The organism is Falsibacillus pallidus, from assembly GCF_003350505.1.
In the GTDB taxonomy this organism is placed as follows: Bacteria; Bacillota; Bacilli; order Bacillales; family DSM-25281; genus Falsibacillus; species Falsibacillus pallidus.
This window is the reverse complement of record NZ_QQAY01000005.1, coordinates 100,474-125,021: the sequence shown is the minus strand read 5'-3', so window position 1 is coordinate 125,021 and position 24,548 is coordinate 100,474. Positions and strand designations below refer to the sequence as shown.

General features: G+C 43.7%; 23 protein-coding genes. 15 read left to right on the top strand and 8 right to left on the bottom strand.

The window, feature by feature from the left end; translation table 11 throughout:
• Positions 1-43 precede the first annotated feature (43 nt).
• Positions 44-928: a TetR/AcrR family transcriptional regulator gene (locus DFR59_RS10975; RefSeq protein WP_114745683.1), complete on the bottom strand. Its 885-nt coding sequence runs from the start codon at positions 926-928 to the stop codon at positions 44-46.
• Positions 929-1,118: 190 nt separating this feature from the next.
• On the opposite strand from DFR59_RS10975, the gene DFR59_RS10970 reads away from it, so the two are divergent.
• Positions 1,119-4,325, top strand: coding sequence for an efflux RND transporter permease subunit (locus DFR59_RS10970; protein WP_114745682.1), 3,207 nt, complete (start codon positions 1,119-1,121; stop codon positions 4,323-4,325).
• Positions 4,326-4,370: 45 nt separating this feature from the next.
• Here the strand turns inward: DFR59_RS10970 and DFR59_RS20265 are convergent, their stop codons facing one another.
• The 3 genes from DFR59_RS20265 to DFR59_RS10960 all read right to left on the bottom strand — a co-directional run bounded on the left by DFR59_RS20265 (position 4,371) and on the right by DFR59_RS10960 (position 6,885).
• Entirely contained in the window at positions 4,371-4,544 is a 174-nt protein-coding gene (locus DFR59_RS20265; protein ID WP_170137276.1) for a hypothetical protein, read from the bottom strand.
• 54 nt (positions 4,545-4,598) lie between these two features.
• Entirely contained in the window at positions 4,599-6,038 is a 1,440-nt protein-coding gene (gene hpaB / locus DFR59_RS10965; protein WP_114745681.1) for a 4-hydroxyphenylacetate 3-monooxygenase, oxygenase component, read from the bottom strand.
• Between the two features lie 118 nt (positions 6,039-6,156).
• Positions 6,157-6,885 carry a tryptophan-rich sensory protein gene (locus DFR59_RS10960; protein WP_114745680.1) on the bottom strand — a complete coding sequence of 243 codons (729 nt, stop codon included), beginning with the start codon at positions 6,883-6,885 and terminating at the stop codon, positions 6,157-6,159.
• A gap of 200 nt (positions 6,886-7,085) precedes the next feature.
• On the opposite strand from DFR59_RS10960, the gene DFR59_RS10955 reads away from it, so the two are divergent.
• The 8 genes from DFR59_RS10955 (at position 7,086) to DFR59_RS10920 (ending at position 14,062) form a co-directional block, all read left to right on the top strand.
• Positions 7,086-8,423 (top strand): polysaccharide biosynthesis protein, encoded by a 1,338-nt coding sequence (locus DFR59_RS10955; protein ID WP_114745679.1) that lies wholly within the window; start codon positions 7,086-7,088, stop codon positions 8,421-8,423.
• Between the two features lie 181 nt (positions 8,424-8,604).
• Positions 8,605-8,946, top strand: coding sequence for a lmo0954 family membrane protein (locus DFR59_RS10950; protein ID WP_114745678.1), 342 nt, complete (start codon positions 8,605-8,607; stop codon positions 8,944-8,946).
• Between the two features lie 50 nt (positions 8,947-8,996).
• Positions 8,997-9,644, top strand: coding sequence for a PspA/IM30 family protein (locus DFR59_RS10945; protein ID WP_114745677.1), 648 nt, complete (start codon positions 8,997-8,999; stop codon positions 9,642-9,644).
• Positions 9,645-9,743: 99 nt separating this feature from the next.
• A complete protein-coding gene (gene liaF / locus DFR59_RS10940; protein ID WP_114745676.1) occupies positions 9,744-10,481 on the top strand; it encodes a cell wall-active antibiotics response protein LiaF in 738 nt (245 codons plus the stop codon).
• On the top strand, positions 10,478-11,524 hold the full coding sequence (locus DFR59_RS10935; protein WP_114745675.1) for a sensor histidine kinase: 1,047 nt from the start codon (positions 10,478-10,480) through the stop codon (positions 11,522-11,524). The genes liaF and DFR59_RS10935 overlap by 4 nt, the downstream gene beginning before the upstream one ends.
• On the top strand, positions 11,517-12,149 hold the full coding sequence (locus tag DFR59_RS10930; protein ID WP_114745674.1) for a response regulator transcription factor: 633 nt from the start codon (positions 11,517-11,519) through the stop codon (positions 12,147-12,149). Before DFR59_RS10935 ends, DFR59_RS10930 begins: the two co-directional genes overlap by 8 nt.
• A 121-nt stretch (positions 12,150-12,270) precedes the next feature.
• Positions 12,271-13,176 (top strand): phosphotransferase, encoded by a 906-nt coding sequence (locus DFR59_RS10925; RefSeq protein WP_114745673.1) that lies wholly within the window; start codon positions 12,271-12,273, stop codon positions 13,174-13,176.
• A 172-nt stretch (positions 13,177-13,348) separates the two neighbouring features.
• Positions 13,349-14,062 carry a TerC family protein gene (locus tag DFR59_RS10920; protein WP_114745672.1) on the top strand — a complete coding sequence of 238 codons (714 nt, stop codon included), beginning with the start codon at positions 13,349-13,351 and terminating at the stop codon, positions 14,060-14,062.
• A gap of 66 nt (positions 14,063-14,128) precedes the next feature.
• Here the strand turns inward: DFR59_RS10920 and DFR59_RS20260 are convergent, their stop codons facing one another.
• A complete protein-coding gene (locus DFR59_RS20260) occupies positions 14,129-14,290 on the bottom strand; it encodes a hypothetical protein (protein ID WP_170137275.1) in 162 nt (53 codons plus the stop codon).
• A 124-nt stretch (positions 14,291-14,414) separates the two neighbouring features.
• Between DFR59_RS20260 and DFR59_RS10915 the strand changes: the two genes are divergently transcribed.
• Positions 14,415-14,927 carry a GNAT family N-acetyltransferase gene (locus DFR59_RS10915; protein WP_114745671.1) on the top strand — a complete coding sequence of 171 codons (513 nt, stop codon included), beginning with the start codon at positions 14,415-14,417 and terminating at the stop codon, positions 14,925-14,927.
• 65 nt (positions 14,928-14,992) lie between these two features.
• On the opposite strand, the gene DFR59_RS10910 is transcribed toward DFR59_RS10915, so the two are convergent.
• Complete coding sequence (locus DFR59_RS10910) at positions 14,993-15,565, bottom strand: beta-class carbonic anhydrase (protein ID WP_114745670.1); 573 nt, start codon at positions 15,563-15,565, stop codon at positions 14,993-14,995.
• Between the two features lie 142 nt (positions 15,566-15,707).
• Here DFR59_RS10910 and DFR59_RS10905 point away from each other — a divergent pair, with 142 nt between their 5' ends.
• Positions 15,708-16,643: an ATP-grasp domain-containing protein gene (locus DFR59_RS10905; RefSeq protein WP_114745669.1), complete on the top strand. Its 936-nt coding sequence runs from the start codon at positions 15,708-15,710 to the stop codon at positions 16,641-16,643.
• Between the two features lie 311 nt (positions 16,644-16,954).
• Positions 16,955-20,020, top strand: coding sequence for a CheR family methyltransferase (locus DFR59_RS10900; protein ID WP_114745668.1), 3,066 nt, complete (start codon positions 16,955-16,957; stop codon positions 20,018-20,020).
• 49 nt (positions 20,021-20,069) lie between these two features.
• Here the strand turns inward: DFR59_RS10900 and DFR59_RS10895 are convergent, their stop codons facing one another.
• Together DFR59_RS10895 and DFR59_RS10890 are read right to left on the bottom strand one after the other, a co-directional pair.
• Positions 20,070-20,714 carry a hypothetical protein gene (locus DFR59_RS10895; protein WP_114745667.1) on the bottom strand — a complete coding sequence of 215 codons (645 nt, stop codon included), beginning with the start codon at positions 20,712-20,714 and terminating at the stop codon, positions 20,070-20,072.
• Between the two features lie 15 nt (positions 20,715-20,729).
• A complete protein-coding gene (locus DFR59_RS10890) occupies positions 20,730-21,380 on the bottom strand; it encodes a cobalamin B12-binding domain-containing protein (RefSeq protein ID WP_114745666.1) in 651 nt (216 codons plus the stop codon).
• 312 nt (positions 21,381-21,692) lie between these two features.
• On the opposite strand from DFR59_RS10890, the gene queF reads away from it, so the two are divergent.
• The 3 genes from queF (at position 21,693) to abc-f (ending at position 24,506) form a co-directional block, all read left to right on the top strand.
• Positions 21,693-22,190, top strand: coding sequence for a preQ(1) synthase (gene queF, locus DFR59_RS10885; RefSeq protein WP_114745665.1), 498 nt, complete (start codon positions 21,693-21,695; stop codon positions 22,188-22,190).
• Positions 22,156-22,428 (top strand): RAxF-45 family protein, encoded by a 273-nt coding sequence (locus DFR59_RS20555; RefSeq protein ID WP_342768315.1) that lies wholly within the window; start codon positions 22,156-22,158, stop codon positions 22,426-22,428. The genes queF and DFR59_RS20555 overlap by 35 nt, the downstream gene beginning before the upstream one ends.
• Before the next feature lie 191 nt (positions 22,429-22,619).
• On the top strand, positions 22,620-24,506 hold the full coding sequence (abc-f, locus tag DFR59_RS10875) for a ribosomal protection-like ABC-F family protein (RefSeq protein ID WP_114745664.1): 1,887 nt from the start codon (positions 22,620-22,622) through the stop codon (positions 24,504-24,506).
• The last annotated feature ends 42 nt before the right edge of the window (positions 24,507-24,548 follow it).

Sequence of the window (24,548 nt, the reverse complement as noted above, 5' to 3'; positions counted from 1 at the left end):
AAAAGCAGGAGGCCGAATGCCTCCTGCTTTTTGTTGAGCTTTTTTATTTTTTTTCTGCAAAAAAGAATTCTTCAATAAGACTTTTCAAATCAGTGAGCTCAGGGAAAGAGCTGAAATTAGCCAGCATTCCCTGGATTACTGGAGCTCTGGACTCTTCCCGCTTGATTTCCTCTTCCAGAACCTCAAGAGTAATAGTGATATCTTCTTTTTTAGGGTGGTCATAAAATCTCTCTTTTGCATCATCAATGGCAGCTAATAAGTCTCTCTTAGTTTTTTGCGGATGAAGCACTTTTTCAGCCAGCAGCTTGTTCATGGCATCTGTCGACAGGATTGGTTTTTCTTTTTCAGGATCACTCCCTGTCAATCCTTTGACCAAATCATCTGCCCTCTTTAAGAGGTAATGGGAAAGATGATCAAGATTAAGTTCTGTGACTTCGAAGATGATCAGTTCAAGGAAAGAATGGAAGATTCCCTGCAGCATGACAGTCATGTCCCATATGTATGGCGTGATGGCATCGCCGTAGATCTCCATCAGAATCCTTTGGTAGTAAAGATTGGAACTTACCCGCATATTACGGATGAATGTTTCGATTGCTTCATTGAAGGGGATTGCATGCTCCCTTACCTGCATGATGATAAATTCTTTATGCTTGCTGATTTCATCATAGTGGCAATGGATTTGTTTGACGAAGCGTTCCCGTGGTTGGAGCGGCTGATTATCAATTTCTTTCACGCGCTCTTGGATGCGGGAATAGTAATATTCGAAAATGGCTAATAGCAGTGCTTCTTTTGATTTGAAATATAAATAGAAGGCGCCTTTTGAAATACTGCATTCTGTCGCGATTTCTTGTATGGAAGTAGCGGTAAAGCCTTTTGTGGCAAACAGCTTGATTCCTGTTTCTATGATTAATTTTTCCTTTTCCTTCATCATGAACGCTCCCTGCATCAAGAGATAGTGTTGCTTATATTATGACCGATTGGTCACGTTATTTCAAAGTGTCTATTTTGTTAAAATGTAACATTTAAAGTTGACTCATAACCGACTGGTCAGTTATATTATGAGTTGTTATGACTGATTGGTCAATCCTAAAATACATAAAATAGAGTGGAGGGGCGAGATGAACAGCATTATCAATTTTTCGCTAAAGAATAAATTCGCCATATGGCTTATTACAATGATTATTGCGGCGGCCGGTCTTTATTCTGGCTTTAATATGAAGCTCGAAACGATTCCGAATATCACAACGCCGATTATTACAGTGACTACGGTGTATCCAGGAGCTACGCCATCTGAAGTTGCAGATAAAATCTCTAAGCCTCTTGAACAGAGAATCAAAGGCTTAAATGGAGTGAAGATGGTCAGCTCAACCTCTTATCAAAATGCGTCTGCCATTCAGATTGAATATAATTTTGAAAAGAATATGGATGATGCTGAAAATGAGGTGAAGGAAGCTCTTGGGGACATCAGTCTTCCAGATGGTGTAAAGGATCCCGATGTTTCCAGACTAAGCTTCAATGCATTTCCAATCATGGCTTTAAGTGCTTCGAATGATAGCCAATCACTGGCCAAATTGACAAAAGAAACTGAGAGGGACATCCTGCCTGTGCTAGAAGGCATCGATGGTGTTTCCTCCGTGCAGATTTCCGGCCAGCAGCTGGAAGAAGCAGAAATCGTATTTAAACAGGATAAGTTGAAAGCATTGGGAATGGACGAGGAAACCGTCAAAAATTTCATAAAGGGATCCAACGTGTCCTTCCCGCTTGGCCTTTTCACGTTTTCAGATACGGAAAAATCCGTTGTGGTCGATGGAAAAGTTGCCTCTTTGGATGATTTGAAAAATATTAAAATCCCTGTCATTCCTTCAGCGGGCTCTGCAGGACAAGGTGGACAAGCTTCAGCAGGCTCTGCAATGAAAGGTGCCGGCGGGCAAAATGGGTCTGCGCAGCAGCCTCAAGGCACGGTTGGCCAAAAAGCGGGAATGCCAAATGCAGCTCAAGGGTCAGCGGCTGCTATTAAATTGCCGACTGTACCTTTAAAAGATATTGCTGATATTAAATTCACCGGGAAAGCAGAATCCATTTCACGTACCAATGGAAAAGAGTCCATCGGGATTCAAATTGTGAAGGCTTCTGATGCGAACACGGTGGATGTGGCAAACGAAGTTAAGAAGCAAATTAAAGAACTCGAAAAAACACATGACGGCCTCGATATTGTAACGACGTTCGATCAAGGTAAGCCGATTGAAAAATCAGTAAGCACAATGCTGAACAAAGCGATCTTTGGCGCATTGTTTGCTGTCATTATCATCATGCTGTTCTTAAGGGATTTTAAAACGACGATCATCTCGATCATCTCGATCCCGCTGTCATTATTGATTGCTGTCCTTCTGTTGAAGCAGATGGATATCACATTGAATATCATGACGCTTGGTGCAATGACCGTAGCAATTGGACGGGTCATCGATGACTCGATCGTTGTCATTGAGAATATTTACAGGCGGATGTCATTGAAGGATGAAACGCTAAAAGGCGGCGTCCTAATCAGAGAAGCAACAAAGGAAATGTTTAAGCCGATTGCTTCTTCTACAATCGTGACTATCGCGGTATTCCTGCCGCTCGGCTTAGTGAAAGGCATGATAGGGGAACTGTTCCTGCCGTTTGCTTTGACCATCGTCTTTTCACTTTTGGCATCCCTTCTTGTTGCCGTGACGATTGTTCCGATGATGGCGCATGCGCTGTTTAAAAAAGGCGTGAAGAAAAAGCCTCACAGGGAAGATAAGCCAAGCAAATTGACAAGAGGATACAAACGGGCACTGACGTGGTCCCTCAATCATAAAATCATTACTTCTATCATTGCTGTTTTGATGCTCGCAGGAAGTTTAGCGCTTCTGCCAGTCGTCGGCGTCAGCTTCTTGTCTTCTGAAGAAGATAAGATGGTCATCGCGACATTCAAGCCTGATCCGGGTCAGACGCTTGAAGAAGTGGAAAAAGCGGCGGAAAAAGCTCAGAGCTACTTTGAGAAACAAAAGTATGCAACAACGATCCAGTACTCGGTCGGAGGGGAGAACCCGATGAATCCGGGCAGCTCGAATAATGCATTATTCTACGTGTCTTATAAAGACGACACGCCAGACTTTGAAAAAGAGAAAGAAAAAGTTATCAAAGACCTGCAGAAAACGACGGACATAGGGACCTGGGAATCCCAAAGCTTTGGAGGCGGGGGCGCTTCCAATAAGATCTCCCTATACGTTTACGGAGAGAATATGAAGGAAATCGAACCTGTTGTGAACAAAGGCGAGAAAGCCATGAAAGGGCTGAAGGACTTTAAGAACGTCGACTCCAGCATGTCTGAAACGTATGATGAATACACGCTTTCTGTCGACCAGGAAAAGCTGAGCCAGTATGGCCTGACTCCCGCTCAGGTAGGAATGGCATTGAGCCCGCAGCGCCAGCGCCCTGTCTTGACCACTGTCATCAAAGATGGGGAAGAGGTCAACGTCTATCTTGGGGTTGAAAAGAGCAATTACAAAAATATAGATGATTTGACAAGCAAGAAAATCCAGTCGCCTCTTGGAATGCAAATCTCTGTAAAAGATATTGCAGAGGTGAAGGAAGGAAAGACTTCCAATACCATTTCACGCAGGGACGGCCGGATATTTGTAGAAGTGAGCGGAGAGCCGACCACGAAGGATGTGTCGAAAGCTTCAGCCAGCCTGCAGAAAGAAGTCGATAAGATCGATGTCCCTTCCAACATGGAGATTTCCATGGGCGGGGTGACAGAAGATATTAAAGAATCCTTTACACAGCTTGGTCTGGCCATGCTCGCAGCGATTGCGATCGTGTACCTGATTCTCGTTATCACATTCGGTGGAGGATTGGCGCCGTTTGCCATCCTATTCTCCCTGCCATTTACGGTCATCGGCGGCGTTCTTGGCTTGCTGATATCAGGAGAAACGTTGAGCATTTCCGCAATGATCGGCGCATTGATGCTGATTGGAATTGTAGTCACGAACGCCATTGTCTTGATTGACAGGGTTATTCATAAAGAGCAGGAAGGCTTATCCACCAGAGAGGCACTGCTGGAGGCTGGAATGACTCGTTTGCGCCCAATCCTGATGACGGCGATTGCCACAATCGGTGCATTGCTTCCGTTGGCACTCGGATTGGAAGGCAGCGGCTTCATCTCGAAAGGCCTCGGTGTGACTGTAATCGGAGGATTGACAAGTTCAACCTTGCTTACACTACTCATTGTACCGATCGTATACGAGACCATTGGCAAATTCAGAAAGAAAAAGAAACGTCGAACTCGAGAATTCGACCTGTAATAGAAAACATAAGAGCAATGCCCGCAGCGTGGGCATTGCTCTTTTTTATTCCTGCTCGGTCCGCTGGGCATTGAAGTTTTGGACTTCGTGGCCGCTAACGGTGTCTGCAATCAGTTTTTTTACCTGGTTGTAGGTCAGGCCGGAATTGGCATCCTGTCTTTTGACTTCATCAATGTCCGTACCGGCAGAAGTGTATTTTGGGCTGTTTTCTTTGTTCATGGAGAAACACCTCCTTAACAAGTAACATGGTTCCTTTTGGAGGTGTTTATGCGCTCACTTCAAAAATTCCTTTACCATATCCACGAAGCGGTTTTTATCGTAGCCATTATAGAGGGAGGTCGATAATTTTATCGGATCCCCGAAGAAGAACCTTTCATACAACGTCTGTCTTGAGCCGAATGCGCTCATCGTCAAGTCCCAAGCCAGCCGGTATATCTTCACACGCTCCTCGGCCGTAGAGGCAGCACCCTGCAAATATTTATCAAGCTCCGGCCGGATAATCTCCGAATTGAAATCCTTTTCCCCTGGAATGGAAATCAGTCCGCTCGCTCCAAGCAAATGAAGGATTTCCACCATCCGCGGATAAATTTTTGGATAGTAAATGATCGCAGCATTGAGGGGATTTGCATCAGGCGTCATCATTCCCCATTCATTGAACGAACAATTCGTCTCCGAGGCCAGAAGCAAAGCTTTCATAATTTCTAAATTTACGATGATTTCGCTGCATTTTTCTTTTACATGCTGATGCTCACTGATATTGATTGTCTGAATCATCTTCTCTGCAAGTCCGAGCAGGAACTCCGTTTTCACCACCTGGCGGGTGACAGCCTGGTAGGAAAGGAGGGTGAACATATCCACTTCCTGGCTCATGGCAAATGCAACATTCAAATCCTTATATAAAAAGACCTTATCCCAAGGGACGAGCACGTTATCGAAAACAACGATGGAATCAATCTCCTCAAACCGTGTGGAGAGCGGATGATCAAAAGAAGAATCCGAATAGACAAAAGACTCGCGGCACAAAAATTTTAAGCCGGGTGTATTTGAAGGGATGATGAACCCGTATATGTAGGATTCATCAATGAAATTGCCGCCAGCCGGAAGGACAAGCAGTTCATCTGTGATCCCCCCCTGTGTGGCGAGAAGGCGAGCCCCTTTGATGACGATGCCCTCTGGTGTTTCGTCCACAACACGTGCAGCGATGACATCATCCTCCCCTTCAAAGTAGGAAACTGAACGATTTGTCTGCGGGTTGATGAAGGTATGTGTGAAGGATAAATCGTTTTGTATGGCATTTTCCAAAAGCTTTTCGATGTTCTTGCCGAATTCAGGGTTGTTCGTCCCCAACAATTTGGAGGCAGCTCCGAGAGACATGATGGCAGAATTAATATAGTCAGGAGATCGTCCCATCAATCCTGCATTTGCCGATGCCCATAATTCCGTTGCCTTCCGTCTTTCAATCAGATCCTGTTTTGAGACAGGACATTTAAAGGAGAAGTTGGCGAGTGATCCTTTTTTTGGCTCCCTGTATGTCAGGAATTCCCGATGGCTTGGCATATGCTGCATATCGTAAAGAGAAGCTTTGCTCTTTAATATTCCTTTAAAAGCTTGGTGTTCGGAAATCTTCCCTTGAACTTTTTCTCCATTGATCCATACCTCGTTATTCAGCTGATCGATGCGTCTGATGAATTCAGCTCCTGTCACAATCCCCATATCGAAACCTCCCATAAAGGTGCTAACGCTATTTTATGCGAAGGGGAAGCGTTTTTTTCCAAACAAATCACCAACAAAAAAATGGGGCAAGCAGAATCCCCGTTTTCATCCCTATTTTTTATGTTTCAATTTTTGGGTTGCGAAAGAGAAATATACCGATCAGAATGACCGCTGCCAGTCCATAAGCGATGTAAGCGACTGTCGGGGTGCTTGCTTGATTTTTGACGCCAATTCCGACAAAAGCCCAAATGAATACAAGCGGATAGACCCAATCGTGATTTTTCCATCTGAAGAAAAGGGCCAGGAATGTCCCTGACAAAAGCAGGATGACGGTCCAGGTGACATCTGAGAGTCCGAATCCATTCCATCCATAAAACGTGAGGACGTAGCTGATGTTCGCAATCGTGGCAACACTGATCCACCCCAGGTACACCGAGAAGGGCAGAATATCCCAAAAGGAGTGGTCAACTGCCTGGATGCGGGTATACAGCTTGATGAGGGTCAATAGAAGCAGCACCATGACGACGACGGTGAAAAAGAAAAATTCAAAATGCCAGAGGAAAATCCAAGCCGTATTCAGGAGGCTGCTCCAAATGAATAGACCGCTCGTTGTGGTATAAAGAGGAAGATCCCTTCTCTTTTTCGGAAGTTCTCTCAGGACCCAGATCCCGGTCAAAAGGTAGATCAATCCCCAGATAGAAAAAACATAGCCGGCCGGAGTGAACAGGACATGGAGGCGGTTCGATATTTCACCTGTTGTCTGTCCATTGAAAGGGATGATATTTGCCAAGGCGTTGACGGCTACCATCAATAGAAATGCGGCAAGGTTCAACAAAAAACGGACCAACGGAAATCCCTCCTTTATTCTTTATTGTCTTTATTTTATGCAAAGCAGCCACGATTCCATTCTATTCTACTTACATATCCTCTTTCCCCGGCGGCAAAACGGGCGGATATGCTCCCGATTTTTCTCTTTATTTTTTGAAAAATATTTTTAGGACTTGTCTCATATCTTTAAGGTATGACCGTAAGACGAGGAGAGAAAAGATGAATACATTCTTAAGGGGTTCCATCCTATTGATCGCTGTGGCATTTGCGGGCGAATGCCTTGAATTTTTCATTAATATGGTTCTGGCAAAGGAAATCGGGGCGCATGGGATGGGTTTATATATGTCCATAATGCCTTTTATTTTTTTGGTGGTCGTCATTGCTTCCCTCGAACTGCCCATCTCCATTTCCAAAATGATTGCCGAGAAAGAAGAGAAGTACCATAAAAGCATGCTCGGACATGCTTTTAAATTTGCGCTGTATTCCACCATTGCATTCAGCTTGGCTGCGCTTGCGGTATTTCCCGCCATTCCTGTCTTCAACCACTATCATCCGATTTTAAGGTGGCTTCTTCTGGCGTTGATTCCTGTCATATCGATCTCTTCTGTTGCAAGGGGCTACTTCATGGGCATCCAGCAGATGGGGAAGATTGCAGCGGCAAACTTTTTGCGGAAATTCCTCCAGCTGGTATTCTTAGTCTATTTGTATAAATGGTTTGATTTCACAATGGAAAAAGCGCTTCTGGTAGCGATATGCACGTTGATCGGGTCTGAGCTGGTCATTCTCATCTATTTGATGATTGCTTATTTCATTCAATACCAAGATATCAAAAAGCGAAAAGTCCATCACCATACAGAAGGGAAGGTCGTCAGGAAGGATCTGCTTGCAGTGTCAGTACCAACGACGGCTCTTCGGATTTTTCATGCGCTGACAGCGGCTGTGCAGCCTTTCTTGATCAAAACCGCCCTGATGCATGCAGGATTGACCGAAACCATGTCCACTGAACAATTTGGAATCCTCACAGGGGTGGCGTTCACCATAGGCTTCTTTCCAGCATTCATCGCCCATTCACTCCTAATCATTTTGATCCCAACCGTTTCAGAACATTATTCGAAACGAAACAGGGAGGCGCTTCAAAGCCTGCTGCAAAAAGTGCTGATCTTTACTTTTTTATACGGCGTCCCGGCCATCCTCTTGTTTTCCTTTGAGGGGGAGCGGCTGACGCAGCTGTTTTTCCATTCGTCCGATGCTGAATATTACCTGCAGCTGCTTTGGCCATTTTTCTTATTCCATTATTTCATCACGCCGATGCAGGCTTTCCTAATCGGACTTGGTTTGGTGAAGGATGCCTTCTTCCATTCCGTCATTGCGACGGTCGTCACATTTACCATGATCTATATAATGGGGGCAATGCCGTCCCTGCAAATGAACGGGATCATTCTGGCGATGAATTCAGGGGCGCTTCTCCTGTGTCTGCTGCATTACGCAACCATCTGCAAAAAAATCGAAATGCCCATGTTCTTCGGCCGGCTGTTCAATGACTATTCAAGAAGATAAGATCATTCGACAAATGTCGGGGCGTGCCAGTCACCATTGCTTTGGTGACTGTTACGCCCTGTTTTATTTGTAGCCGTACTCCCTTCTAAGCCTCAAGCCTTAGTTGAAAATAAAGCGGAGGCTCGTTATGAGAACCAAGGAATCCAGGTAGGATAGAGGTATAAGAAAGGAGGAAGGGAACATGAAAAAAATTGGTCTTCTATTAGTCGGAGGTATCGCGGGGATTGTGCTTTTGACACACGTCGGTCCGCTTGTCGGGCTGGCAGTGAGCCTGGTGATCCTGTACTACGCATTCAAGAGGTTCATGAGAGCGGATTCCACGTTTAAAAAAATCCTCTGGGCCAGCATCGGGGTCATTGCCCTTTTAGCTTCTGCTTCCAATGTACCGGCGATTTTAGGAATTGCAGCTGCATGGGTGCTATTTCTGGTCTATAAAAACTGGAACGGGCAAAAAGAAAATCGTACAGATAAACACGATCCATTTGCAAATTTCGAACGCGAATGGGCTCAACTGAAAAAGTAATCCCTGAAAAGCATCACCACTAAAACATACAAAAAAGGAGAGATTGATCCATGGGCAGCTTATTTTTCAGAATCAAAAATTCAATTGAGGCAGATTTGCATGATCTGCTTGATCAAAAAGAGCAGAAAAATCCCATTGCTGTGTTAAACCAATACCTTCGCCAATGTGAAGCAGAAGTCGAAAAGACAAGAAAGCTGGTTGAACGACAATATTTATTGAAAGAAGAGTTTGTAAAAGAGCATCATATAGCGGTGGAAATGGCGGAAAAGAGAAAGTATCAGGCAGAAGTGGCCGAAAAGGCAGGAGAGCAGGAGCTTCATGACTTTGCACAGAAAGAGCAGCTTCAGTATGAAGAACGGGCAAATGCGCTCTCAGCATCCTTACAGAAAGCCTCTGCCCAGCTGAATGAGCTTGAAAGAAAATATGAAAGCATGAAACATAAATTGAAAGACATGAACTTAAAGCGACTTGAGTTGATGGGCAGGGAAAATATCGTGAGAGCCCACCATCAAATGAACAAAGTGCTGGATCAATCAGCAGCATCTGCGGGGTCCAATGCTCACTTCAACGAAATGGAAAATTACTTGGACAGCCTGGAGCAGAAAGTGAACAGTGCTTATTACCGTGAAACGATTGAGGCGAAAATCGCTCTGCTAGAAAAAGAAGCAAAAAATAAAGAAACTCATACTATTTCGTAGGTAAAACATGGTATTCTAAAAAGGCGCAGGACAACTGTGCCTTTTCGCTGATAATAATAAAATGAACATATATTTCAAGGCAAAGGGGGGCGGACCCATATGATGGATAAGATTAAAGGGGATGAGCTGAGCTGGATCATCCTTATCGGAATATTGCTCCTCGTTTTTGAACTTTCCTTCCATAATGGGGACGCCATTTTTTCTTTGTTTGTTTCAGGTGTCCTTATTTACCTCGGAAGGAAAAAACGGAGAGACGGCAAAAAAAGGAACTTTCTTTTTTGGATCGGAATCATCATTCTGATTGTGACCATTTTCAATCTGATCACCTTCAGACTGCTGATCATTGCCATCATCGGATATGTACTTATTCAATTTTGGATGTCCAAAAAGAGGCCAGAGGTAATCGCTCCGAAAATCAACTTGGAGAAGACGCCGATTCATCAAGAAAAAGGCTTTATTAAGAACCCGTACATCCGAAATCAGTGGTTCGGATCCCAGTCGACGCCGGATCATTCCTATGAATGGGAAGATATCAACATACAGACGGGCATCGGAGATACCATCATCGACCTGAGCAACACCGTTCTGCCGGCTGGAGAATCAATCATATTGATTAAGAATATCGTAGGGAATGTAAAGGTGCTCGTGCCATACGAAACGGAGGTCAGCATCCACCATTCCGTCATTGCAGGTTCTGTATCCATTTTCGAGAACGAGGAGCCGTCCGTTTTTAACTACTGCGTCCAATACCGTTCTGAAGGCTTTGAAATGGCAGGGCAGCGCGTGAAGATATTGACCTCTATGCTCGTCGGGAATCTAGAGGTGAAGAGATCATGAGTGTGATTCAACGTCAGATTCTATTCGGATTGATGATCTCTGTCCTCCTTTTTATCGGCTTATCAATCGTGTTTTTTCTTGCTTTTCCATTAGAAGATTGGTCATTGATTTGGACCAGGAAAATTATGGATCTGCCATTTGTCATGGTCGTTCCTACTTTAAGTTTATTAATCGGCATCGGTGCCGGATTGTTCTCTGGAATCTCGTGGAGCAGACAATTCAAATCCGTTAAAGAAGAATTAACCCAAGTGCTAAGCGGCCATATAGCCAAAAAGAAAGAACCTATCAAAATCACTGAACTGGCCTCAATAGAACAGCAAGTGGATAGAGTGAAAAATCATATCATTGAACAGACAAAGCTTTCCCAAAAGCTTGCAACCGAGAAGGCAGAGGATCAGGAGAAGCGCATCCAGGAAATCGTCTCCCAAGAACGCAATCGCCTGGCAAGGGAACTTCATGATTCCGTCAGTCAGCAATTGTTCGCCGCATCCATGATGATGTCAGCCATCACCGAATATCCCCGTCCAGCAGATTCACCTGAAACGAAGCAGTTGAAAATGGTAGAGCAGATGATCCAGCAGTCTCAGCTGGAAATGAGGGCACTTCTCCTGCACCTCCGTCCGGCCGCATTAAAAGGAAAATCGCTGGAGGAAGGAATCAGGGAGCTGCTTGAAGAATTAGTTCAAAAAGTCCCCATGGATATTCAATGGAAAGTCGAACCACTTGAATTGGATAAGGGGATTGAAGACCACCTCTTCAGGATCCTCCAGGAATCGGTCTCTAATACGCTCCGTCATTCCAAAGCCTCGAGTCTTGACGTCCTGCTTATCGAAAGGGATCAGCTGATCATTCTTCGCATCTCGGACAACGGAGTCGGCTTTAATGTTGAAAAAGAAAAAGCTGGGTCCTACGGTCTTCAAAATATGCATGAACGGGCATTGGAAATCGGCGGTACACTGAAGATTGTCAGTTTGCAAAATAAAGGGACGCGCCTGGAAGTGAGAGTCCCGAAGATTACGATAGAAGGTGATAATCATGATTAGAGTTCTCTTTGCGGATGACCACGAAATGGTGCGGATCGGTGTTGCATCCTATTTGTCCGCACAGCCGGATATAGAGGTTGTAGGAGAGGCAGAGAACGGAGCCGGGGCAGTCGAGCTTGCTTTAGACCTCAAGCCAGATATAATCTTAATGGATCTCGTGATGCCTGAAATGGATGGAATTGAAGCAACAAGCGCCATAATGGCAAAATGGCCGGAAGCGAAAATCATCATCGTCACAAGCTTCCTTGATGATGAAAAAGTCTATCCTGCCCTTGAAGCAGGAGCGGCAAGCTATATGCTCAAGACCTCCAAAGCCAGCGAAATTGCGGAAGCTGTAAGGGCTACATACAAAGGCCAGTCCATTCTCGAACCGGAAGTAACCGGAAAGATGATGGCCAAAATGCGGAATCGCGGGGCGAAGGAACCGCATGAAGAACTGACCAACCGAGAGATGGAAATCCTTCTTTTAATGGCAAAAGGAAAAACGAATCAGGAAATCGCTGATGAACTGTTCATTGCGTTAAAAACAGCCAAGACCCACGTCAGCAACATTCTGGCAAAGCTGAATGTCCAGGACCGTACACAGGCCGTCATCTACGCGTTTAAACATTCACTGGCGGAGTAGCATGACTATTCACTTATTATAAATACATAAGCATCCAGCACAGCAAAAACCGGTGAATAGCAAAAGCTGCCGGTTTTTCTTTTGTTCGGGGAAGAATTCTAAATAGAAGGGAGCATGAAGAATGACCAAGCCATGGGAAGCAGAATTCATTGTCGATGCTGAATTAGCTGTACAATTAATTGAGTCGCAGTTCCCGGAGATTGCTCCGGTGGAAGTTGCGAAAATTGGAGAGGGCTTCGATAATACCATCTACCAGGTGAACGGCGACTATCTTTTCCGGTTTCCGAGGAGGGAGATTGCCGTGCCGCTGATTGAGACAGAAGGGATAATCCTTCCCCGATTAAGCAGCGATGCTCCTCTCGATATTCCTGATCCCTTGTTTTACGGTAAACCGGACCATAGTTATCCATGGCCGTTCTTAGGATATAAATATGTGAAGGGAAGCGTACCAACTGATTTGAGTAAAATAAACGGGGAGGAATCTGCCAGGCTCCTCGGTAAGATGCTGAAGAAAATTCACCATTTTCCCATTGAAAAAGCTGTGGAGCTTGGCGTCCCATATGACAGGCTTTACAGAGTGGATATTGAAAAAAGAAAAGATAAAATGAAGGAAAATATGGAAGTGCTGATGGAATCCGGTCATTGGAAATGGGAAGAAAAGTGGCGAACATTTACCGATTCACTAACCCACATTGACTACGAAAGTCCTAAGGCTTTGTGCCATGGCGATTTGCATATCCGGAATATTCTCGTGGATGAGAAGCATACTATCAGTGGCATTATCGATTGGGGGGACGTCCATATTGGAAATCCCGCCGTTGACCTATCCATTGTTTACAGCTTTCTGCCTAAGGATAGCCGATGCTTCTTTTTTGAAGAATACGGGGAAGTGGATGATGATCTTCTCCAACTGGCGCGATTTAAAGCTGTCTATACTGCCGCTGTATTGGCCGTCTACGGGATGGATAAGAAGGATTCCAGCCTCGTTTCTGCCTCTATACAAAGCTTGAAACGCTCGCTGGATTAAACACGTTTTTCCTTCTAGCAATGAAGGAAAGGAATGGATTTTTCATTCCTGAATTTATATAGTATAATTATTTTATCCATATTACTGGGAGTTTGCTCTCATATTGCTAATACGGTATGATAGTAATTGATATTACTAGAAACGTATAAATAATTTTAGAGGTGGAGTTTAAATGGATTTCTCGTATGTGCTAGGTTTGGCTCTGTCTGGTGCAGCTGTCGTTGTACTTTTGAAGATTGTTGCGCTTGATATCATCCTTTCAGGGGACAATGCAGTTGTCATTGCCATGGCAACAAGGAACCTTCCGGCAGAGCAGCAAAATAAAGCGATCTTCTGGGGTACTGCAGGTGCTGTCATCTTGCGCATCCTGTTTGCCGCAGTTATTGTATACTTGCTTAAATTGCCTTTCGTCAACATCGTTGGTGGATTGCTTCTTCTATGGATTGCGTATAAAGTGCTTGTAGAAGAAGAAGGCGAAGCTAATATCAAGGGACAAAGCGGTGTGATGAAAGCGATCGGAACAATCGTTGTGGCGGATGCAGTCATGAGTCTGGACAACGTAGTAGCCGTTGCCGGTGCTGCCAACGGACATCTTGGCATGATTGCGATCGGCGTACTGATCAGCATCCCGATCATGATTTTCGGTTCCAAAATGATCGTAAAATTGATGGACCGCTACAAATGGATTGCCTATGCCGGAGCAGGAATTCTTGCTTGGACGGCTGGCGAAATGCTTCTGAAAGATGACCACGTCAATGATCTATTGAGCCTTTCCCATGGATTGAGATATATCATTGCCGGCTGTATCACAGTCATCGTTCTTGTCCTTGGCTATTCCAAGAACAAGAAAGCCGAAGAAGACGGAAAAGCAGAACAGTCTGCATAATGAGTTAAAAAAGAACCAGGAATGCTTGCCTCTCTAAAGAAGAGTTGGACAAGCTTCCTGGTTTTTTTATTCTTCCTTATACTCTTCCGGATCAGGCCATTCCGGATCTGGATCGATTCTTGTTGAATCTTCGGTATGGAGTGTTCTTTTTAAAAAATGAATAAAAAAACTACCTGCGCAAAATAGTATGAAAGCAAGCATAATTGTCGTAATCCACCAATTTGCCATAATCAATCCCCCTTTTCACATATATATGCCTGCGGACAACTTTTCTTTCTTCAAGAGAGGAAAAAGGAGGGGATTTGAAGAATTAACATTCGTACCAAAATGACAAGAGACATGAGGGATCCAAATGAAAATGATGCTGGCCACGGAGAATGAAAGCAAGGAAGCAGCGGAACTCTATTCATTGTGCAAGAAAGAACTGTTGAAAAAAGATATTTATCAATGGGATGACAACTACCCAAACGAGGAATTCGTCAAAGACTGGATAGAGGATAAGGAACTTTATGTTGCAGTTGAGGAAGAAGAAATCATTGGCGCCGTAGTCCTTAACGAATATGAAAGTGATGAATGGGGTTCCGTACATTGGGGAAATGAAGATGGCAATGACCTAATCATACATGCCCTTTGCGTCCACCCTTATCGGCAGGGGAAAGGGATAGGGAAAGAACTCGTTCAACATAGTGAAAATATCGCGACAGAGAAAGGGTACAGCAGCATTCGGCTCGATGCCTTTTCGGGAAATGAACATGCGTTGAAACTGTACGAATCCATGGGGTACATAAAAAGAGGGGAAGTCCACTTCCAATCGAAGCCTGAAGGACATCAATGCTATTACTGCTTTGATAAGATTTTGGAATAACGTGAAGTGAAATAAACATAAAAATGCCGCAGCCTCATTCAGCGAGGGTGCGGCACATTTTTGTCTTATTTTTGGTCGTCTTCGTATCCGTTGATCAGCAAGTCCAGCTTCCCTGTTCCAGGGTCGATGACCAAGCCGTGGACTGGAACTTTTTTGTCCATAAGCGGATGGTTTTTAATCATGCTGACACTGTTTTGTACGTTTTCTTGGACGCTGTCAAAGCCTCGAAGCCATTCTTCAAGGTTGATGCCGGAGTAATTGAGGGTTTCCATCGTTTCTTCTGAAACACCGCGGTCCAGCATTTTTTTGAGGGTTTCATCGCTCTTGATGGAGCTCATCCCACAGTCATGGTGCCCGATAACCATTACTTCGTCGGCATTGAGTTCATAGACTGCTACTAGAAGGCTGCGCATGATACTTCCAAATGGATGCATCACTGTTGCGCCGGCGTTTTTAACGAATTTGACGTCGCCATTTTTGATATTCAATGCTTTCGGAAGCAATTCTACCAATCGCGTATCCATGCATCCGAGAATGACAAGCTTCTTATTTGGAGACTTGGTCGTGATGTAGTCCTCATAGAGCTTTTCTGATACAAACTTTTCATTGTAGCTTAAGATATCCTGTAATAATGTCATCAAAATCACCTCATCTAAATTAGCATATCCTTATTATAAAATATTCTTGTAATTTTATCTAATCATAGGAAAGTGATAGGAATTGTTTAATATGATTTTCTGATTTATCATATTAATTAGAAACGAATACAGGAGGTGCAGCATGAAGAAAATATATGTCATCCATGAAAATAGCGAGTGGACTGATCATTTAATCAAACGTTTGATTAAATTAGAACTTCCTTATGAAGAATGGTTTTTAGACCAAGGAATGGTCAATCTTGATGAACTGCCGCCAGAAGGTGTGTTTTACAACCGCATCAGCGCGTCTTCCCATACGAGGAATCACCGGTTTGCTCCAGAGCTCACTGAAGCGGCGCTTGTCTGGCTGGAGAAAAACAATCGCCGGGTGGTGAATGGCAGCAGGGCCATCCGGTTAGAGGTCAGCAAGGTCAACCAATATATGAAGTTGAATGAGTTCGGCATCCAAACACCGAAGACGATTGCTGCATCAGGTACGGAAGCAATAGTGCAGGCTGCGGAGAAAATCGGTGCGGTTCCATTCATCACAAAGCACAATCGTGCAGGGAAGGGGCTCGGCGTCCAGCTTTTCCATACAATTGAAGGTTTGAAATCCTATGTGAATGGCCCTGATTTTGAAGAGCCGATCGATGGCATCACGTTGATCCAGGAATACATCCAGGCTCCCGAGCCATACATCATTCGATGTGAATTCATTGGCGGCAAGTTTATGTATGCGGTCCGGGTGGATACTTCTGAAGGGTTTGAGTTATGTCCGGCGGACGCCTGCAGCATCGAGGATATGTTCTGCCCGGTAGGAGAAGAAAAAGAAACAAAGCCGAAGTTCGAGATCTTAGATGGATTCAGCCATCCGATCATTGAGAAATACGAGGCATTTTTGAAAGGAAGCGGAATTGACGTAGCAGGCATTGAAATGATTCAAGACCATGAAGGCAATGTCTATACGTATGACGTCAATACGAATACCAACTACAATTCAGATGCGGAAGAGAAAGCAGGAAAATTCGGCATGCTCGAACTGGCGAAATATCTCGGCAGCGAGCTGGAGAAGATATAATAATATGTTAAAGCCACAGTCCTAGTTGGGAGTGTGGCTTTCTTTATATGAATGGTCAATTATTTATTTGGAAAAAGCAGATGGCTGAGAGATTAGGCGAAAATCACCATCGTATGCGCCGCCAGCTATTTTTGCTCCAATCTAGTATGAGCATTTCCATTTCTCTAATAAGAAGAGGAACCACTGTGGCTGAATTCGACAAAAACCGGGGCGTGACAGTCACCCTTTTATGCTTTAAAGCAGTTTAGGAAAGGTGCTATTCCTCTAATATTCTGATAGAATGGTAATAATAGATTACTAGGAGGTCTATTATGACTATCGATACGAAAGCATCTACTGCCATAATTGGCATCGGTGCTTCTGCAGGTGGTTTGGAGGCAATCGAGCAGTTTTTCCATTCAATGGAGGATGGACAATTTTTCTCGTTTGTCGTGGTTCAGCATTTATCTCCAAACTATCGAAGCTACATGCCTGAACTATTGAAAAAGGCAACAGACATGGACATTATCACCGCTGAAGACGGAATGACCATAAGTGAAAAAACCATTTACTTATGTCCGCCGAGCTTTTATATAACCGTTGATTCAAATCGGAAAATCAAGCTTGCTCCATACCCTTCTTCAAGGAGCCCTCATTTTCCCATTGATGAACTATTTGAATCGATGGCGCATCAGCTCAAGGAAAAAGCAGTGGGAATAGTATTTTCCGGAAACGGATCTGACGGCACCCGGGGACTGAAAAGCATCCGGGAAGCAGGAGGATTATGCATTGCACAGGATGACTCGGCTAAATACAGGGATATGCCTTTGAGTGCGAGGGAAGAAGGGGTAGTGGATTTTGTGCTTTCCCCAGATGAAATACCGCAGAACCTTTTGAGCCATTTCAACTATAAAAGCTATATTTTTTCGGATGATATTCTAAGTGAAATATTCTTTTTGTTGAATAAAAGTACGAATGTAGATTTCTCTCAATACAAGCTGAATAGTGTCAAAAGAAGAATCGAACGCCGGATGAATCTTTGTGAGCGGAAATTCTACAGTGCAGAGGATTATAAGCAGTTCCTTCTTGAAAATCCCGGAGAAGTTAAAAAGCTGAAAGAGGACCTTTTAATCGGGGTGACGCATTTCTTCCGCGATAAGCCGGCCTTTGAGTATTTGGAAAAAGAAGTATTCCCGAAGCTGGTAGAAGAGAAGAAAAAGAATCACAGCAAATCGATCCGGGTATGGGTGGCGGCTTGTTCAACAGGGCAGGAAGCGTATTCGATCGCGATGCTCCTGAATGAAGAGCTTATCAAGCAGCAGATGGATATACAAGTACAGATTTTTGCGACGGATGTGGATAAAAACGCCATCAAAACCGCGAGTCTTGGAAGGTTTAATAAACAGATCATCGCAACGGTCCCTCAGTCTTTTCAGACGAAATACTTTGAACGGGATAAAGAGGACTATGTCATCAAGAAAGACATTCGCAAGATGATCGTTTTTGCTCCTCATAATATTACCAAGGATTCGCCATTCGTAGATCTGGATATGGTCAGCTGCCGCAATGTACTGATTTATTTTCAGCCGGAGCTTCAGCAAAGAGTCCTTTCCTTATTCCACTTTGCATTAAAAGAAAATGGATATCTTTTCTTAGGGCCAAGTGAGACGCTGGGAAGACTTTCAAACCTATTCGGAACGCTGAACAGCAAGTGGAATATCTTTTCCAATACGTCCATGGATAGAGGACAGATTTCGAATGGGCTGGCAAAGCAGGCAAGAGGAGGCGCACCAGGGTCCGCTGATGCACGGTTGGCTGAAAAATACACCAGCTATAAAGCTTATAATCATGCCAATGACTTTCCGACGATGCTTTTGGATGAAATGCTTGAAGCGTGTGTAATTTTAGATGATGAGAGTGAAGTCATCTTCTCCTCTTCCAAGGCACAGCAATACTTGTCTTTTCCAAAGAATAAATCCAATTTCAACATTCACCATATCGTTCCGACAAGTCTATCTGTCGTAATTGGCGCTGCCATCAAAAAAGTGAAGGAGACTCATGAAGAGGCTTCTTTTGAAAATATCGAGGTCCGCTATAAGGATCATCGTGAATATTGTTTGAATCTGGTGGTCAAGCCGGTATTCAAAACGGACAGCGGCTTCAGGAACATTGGAATTTTCTTTGAAGAAAAGAAAGTGGAGTTTTTGAAAAAAGAATACAAAGCCTATCCATATGATCCAGAGTTTTTAATTCATCAGCGGATCAATGAAATGGAACAGGAGCTTTACCTGACGAAACAGCATCTCCAGAGTACAATCGAAGAGCTGGAAACATCGAATGAAGAACTGCAGTCCACCAATGAGGAATTAATAGCAGCAAACGAAGAATTGCAGTCGACAAATGAGGAGCTTCAGTCGGTCAATGAAGAGCTCATTACGGTGAATAATGAATATGAAAAGAAGATCGAAGAGTTGATTCAGCTGAATAATGATATGGACAACCTTCTTATCAATACGAAGATTGCAACGATCTTCCTTGATAAGGAATTTCATATTAAACAATTCACACCTGAAGCAACCAATGTTTTTTATTTGATGGAAAGGGACATCGGCCGTCCAATTCATCATATTTCACACGTATTGAAATATGAGAATTTCTTGAGGGACCTCGAGGATGTGCTGCTGAATCCTTATACTGTGGAAAACGAAGTTCAATCCACTACAGGTAAATGGTACAGCATAAAAATCATGCCATACCGCACCAGTGAAAACTTTATTGAAGGCATTGTGATAACCGTTCAGGATATTACAGAACTTAAGGTGATCGACAAGAACTTTGCAATGAGTGTCAATGCCTTGGAGCAAATGGGTTCGAGAATTATCGTCACCGATATGGAAGGGGCTGTCACCCATGCGAATCAAAGTTTCTGTGACTTTGCAGGGAGTTCCGAGGATGAACTGACAGGAGCCTTCATAGGGGAAATCTGCGGAGGGCATTTCCAGAACACCGGCTTCCTTAACCATTGGCAAATCGCTAAAGAAGGATCAAGGTGGAACGGCGAATTATCCTATGAAAATACATCCGGTGAAGAAACATGCGAATACTTGATTATCGCTCCATTATTGGATGAGAACGGAACGATTGTACAAGTCATGACCATCGGAACGGATATTACCGATCGAAGAAAAGAACAGGAGCATCTGTTCAAGTCAGAAGTCGTATCCATGATCACCCAAGTGGCAATCGCGGAGCAGGACAGCATTAAAATCCCCTTGGATAAAATAACGAAGAGGGTGGTGCCGTCCATTCTGACTTCCCGCAGCAATGAGTCTGCCAATCCTGTGGAAGGGGCCATCAGCCAATGGCTTCTAGCTACTGATCCAGGAGCGGTCAAATAAATCATGCCGCCACAAAAAAGAGAGTCCATGATTAAAATGGACTCTCTTACTATTTTATAAACGACTGCTTGGAAATGGGAAGGATGGTAGAGTAGAAGTCTAGCGTTGATTTCAGCTCTTCCAGTTCTTCTTCAATTTCCATCAGGCTTTCAATCTTTCCGGATTCGATTATATCGGGCTTTAAATTACCGAATTGTTCCTGAACACGTTCGAGCCGTGCAATTGACTCTCTTAATCCTTCATGGTCACCCAGCATATTGGCAATTTGCCGGTCTGTCAATACAGGCTGGAAAAACTGAATCCACTCTTTTCGTTTGAATTGATCAAACTTGGATAGATCATCTTTCATTAATTGTTCCCGCAGAAGGTTCATCTGATGACGAATCAATTTGGTATCTTCTTTTTTAGGGATGCATAAGACATAGTAGTTTGATGTGTTTTCGATAAAAGAAAAGAAAATTTCATAATTCAAGGGGACAGGCTGATCCTTTTGCATCAGATTAACTTCAAAGCTCCCTCCAGGCATTTCTTTCCTTGCAAATGTTTTGCTGACTTTTGCCTGACTCTCTTTATCCACGAGATCCATGAAGGAGTTGCGGAAGGAGAAAATGTAAGCTGCATCTGAATAATCAAGAATCTTATAGTTAAAATCTAAAATAAAGAAGGGGATGGGGATGTTTTCGATAATAAACACATAAATTCCACCTTTTTAAATTTGCTTGACTTCTTCTGCACTCGAAAAATCCGCAGCCCATCTCTCAAGATCATATAAATCGGATACCAGTATAGTCTTTTCATCGATATGGGATTCAAGGTTGTAAAGTGAAACCAATCTCCCGCCAATCAATGTCATTGGCTGATGAGGAAGCGCCCTGATTTTTTCTTCGCATTTTAATAGATTAGGAAGCAAAGTGGAAATGGAGATGGACATTCCGACTAAATCCGGTTTCCATTTGCGTGCAAAATAAACGGCATGGTCGATGGGAAGATTCGATCCGAGCATTTTTACATTCCAGCCATTTTCCCGTAAAATCGAAGCTGACATCTTCAACCCGATATAATGCTCCTCGCCTTCTATGCAAAAAAGCATGGCGAGCGGTTTTGGCGCAGCTGGAGCTTGTGCAGGCTGCAGCCTTGTCAGAAGGAAGTCGGCAGTAATGGTAGCAAGATGTTCATCCGCTACAGTGATCATATTTTTTTCCCAGAACCGTCCGAGATTGTACATGGATGCTTTTATAATATCTTCTTGAATCTCGATGGGCGAGTAGCCAAGGCTCTTCGTTTCCTCAAGCCAATCCTCGGCTTTGAACCAATCGCCTTCGAGAAGGATTTTGGTCAGATCGTTAATGAGGTTCTGCATCGCATAACACTCCAAATAGTAGATTTAACTCAATCATAACACTATATAATGGAAGTAGATAGTAATGGATACGATATTGTGTAAATATCCAATACTTTCCTCCGAAGGGCCTAGACCCTATTCTCATTGACAAAAATCGACATCTATTCTATGATAACGAAGAAAAAGTTCCACCTAAAATGAAACATGAGGTTCATAGCCAAACCCTCGTTAAAAAACTATGGATAGCCAATTGAGAAATTCAGGCCATATCCATTTTTGGTATGGTTTTTTTATTTGTATAAATTTGCTTAACGCATTGGAGGTATCACCATGTCAGGAAGAAAAGATGAAGAACTTCAAGATGTTACCCTATTAGGAAACCAGGGAACCAACTACCTGTTTGAATACTCCCCGGACATCCTTGAAACATTTGACAACAAACACCAAAACCGCGACTACTTTGTAAAATTCAACTGCCCTGAATTCACATCCCTATGCCCGAAAACAGGACAGCCGGATTTTGCCACCATCTATATCAGCTACATCCCGGAAGTGAAGATGGTAGAAAGCAAGTCACTCAAGTTATACCTGTTCAGTTTCCGCAACCATGGAGATTTCCATGAAGACTGCATGAACATCATTATGAATGACTTGATCGAATTGATGGATCCGCGCTACATCGAAGTGTGGGGAAAATTCACTCCACGCGGCGGCATCTCCATTGATCCATACACAAACTATGGCCGTCCTGGTACGAAGTATGAAAAAATGGCCGAGTACCGCATGATGAATCATGATCTTTATCCTGAAACAATCGATAACCGATAAGAAATTTCGCCTGCAAACGCCCATTTTGCAGGCTTTTTCTTTGTTCTTCTTGCATATCTTATTGTTAAAGAGTTATAATAATTTTATATTTCAGACATTAAAGGAGGTGTGTCAAGAGATGAAAAGTTCTGTTGGATTGCAAGGTCAATTTTTAGAGTTTATCTACATTTGCCGTGCAATTTTTCATGCGAATTTCAATAAAGGGACCAGTCTGCCCTTTTTTAGAAATTTCATATGAAAACAGAACGGTGAGATATCTCTTGACCCATTAAGGAGTCCTTTCATGTAAACGGATGAAGAGAGCGAGCCTTTGCTCTCTTTTTTTATATCCAAAATTAATGGCATTCGAATGCCGCATGAGACCACGGGAGAAGTATACCTTGCCCGTGGTCTTTTTTATTGCAAAAAAAGTAAAAAGGAGTAATTCAAATGACGATATGCAGTGTAAATGAAATCAGTAAAATGTTCGGCGGGAATAAGATTTTTGAGAATTTGAGCTTTGAAATCAATGAAGGCGACCGGGTTGGCCTTGTTGGAAGAAACGGAACGGGAAAGACGTCCCTCTTTAAATTGATGGCGGGCTATGAAGCAGTGGATGAAGGACAGATCCATTTTAAGAAAGGGACAAAAATCGGGTATCTGCCGCAGATCCCGGAGTTCCCCCAAGGGTTCACGGCGAGGGATGTGTTGAATCTTGCCTTTAAGGATGTGAAAGTGATCGAGGAAGAGCTGAGGAAACTTGAACGAGAGATGGGATCAGAAAAGCCTGGTGGCCAGATGGAAAGAATATTAGAAAAATACGGGCTGCTGCAGGAACGGTTTGCCTTTCTTGGCGGCTATGAAATGGAAGCAAATATTGCCTCCATCGTCAATGGGCTGCAGATCAATGCTTTGGTTGAACAGGATTTCCTTCAGCTGAGCGGCGGGGAAAAGACAAAGGTATGTTTAGGCTATCTGCTGCTGCAAAAACCAGACCTGCTCCTGTTGGATGAGCCGACGAACCACTTGGATATCGGGGCGGTCGAATGGCTTGAGCAGTACTTAAATGACTACGCCGGAACCATTATCATCATTTCCCATGACCGCTACTTCCTTGATGAAGTAGTGACAAGGATTCTTGATTTGGAAGATGGGGAAATCACGCTTTATCACCATAACTACTCAGGTTTTGTAAAGGAAAAAGAGGAGCGGCTGCTGGTTGAATTTCAAGCCTATCAAGAACAGCAGAAGAAAATCAAGAAGATGAAGGAAGCGATCAAAAGGCTGAAAGAGTGGGCGAACAGGGCAAACCCGCCTAATGAGGGGCTTCATAAAAGGGCTCGAAACATGGAGAGGGCGCTTGAGCGAATGGATAAATTAAAGCGTCCAGTGCTGGAAAGGAAGAAAATGAATCTTCAGCTCGATGCGGCAGATCGTTCGGGGAAGGAGGTTCTCATGATCAAGGATGGCCGGAAAGCATTCCCCGATAAAGTGCTATTCGAGGACCTTCAGCTGCAGGTTCAATATTTGGACCGGGCAGCCATCATAGGGGAGAACGGTACGGGAAAATCGACCATCATTAAAGTACTCCTTGGCGACCTTCCGTTGGATGGCGGCGAAGCGAAAATCGGGAGCAATGTAAAGATTGGCTATCTCTCCCAGCATCATGTGTACCATGATTCAAACGCTTCTTTAATTGACGTCTTTCGGGATGAAGTGTCTGTTACGGAAGGGGATGCGAGGCATATCCTCGCTAAGTTCCTGTTTTATGGACACTCGGTTTTTCGCAAGGTGGGCAGCTTGAGCGGAGGAGAAAGAATGAGGCTCCGGCTCGCTCAGCTTATGCATCAGGATGTGAATGTACTGATTCTGGATGAACCGACGAACCATCTCGACATCGATTCGAGGGAAGTGCTCGAAGACACACTCGAGGACTTTGAAGGAACGATTCTGGCAGTATCCCATGACCGCTATTTCTTAAATAAACTTTTTGATAAGACCTATTGCTTAAAAAATAGAAAGCTTCACTTTTTTGATGGCGGCTATGAATGGGCCAAGAAAAAATTGCAGGAAATGAGCGAGAACGAAGACCAGGTGAAAGAAGTAAAACAACAAAAGCCCGTTTTGGAATCGAAGCCAGTAAAGAAAGAGGAAATTAAGATAGATCCGGCAGAAATTGAAAAGAAGCTGGAAGAAGTAGAAGGCGAGCTGGCAAAAATCCAAAACCAGATGCTAGCGGAAACCGATTTGGATCTACTTCAAACGCTCTATGAACGACAGCAGGAAAAAGAAGCAGAAAAAGAGGCTTTATATTCACAGTGGGAAGAAGTTATTTAGTAAATTGTATTTATTTTTCTAAAAATTGAAACTTTTTACAGC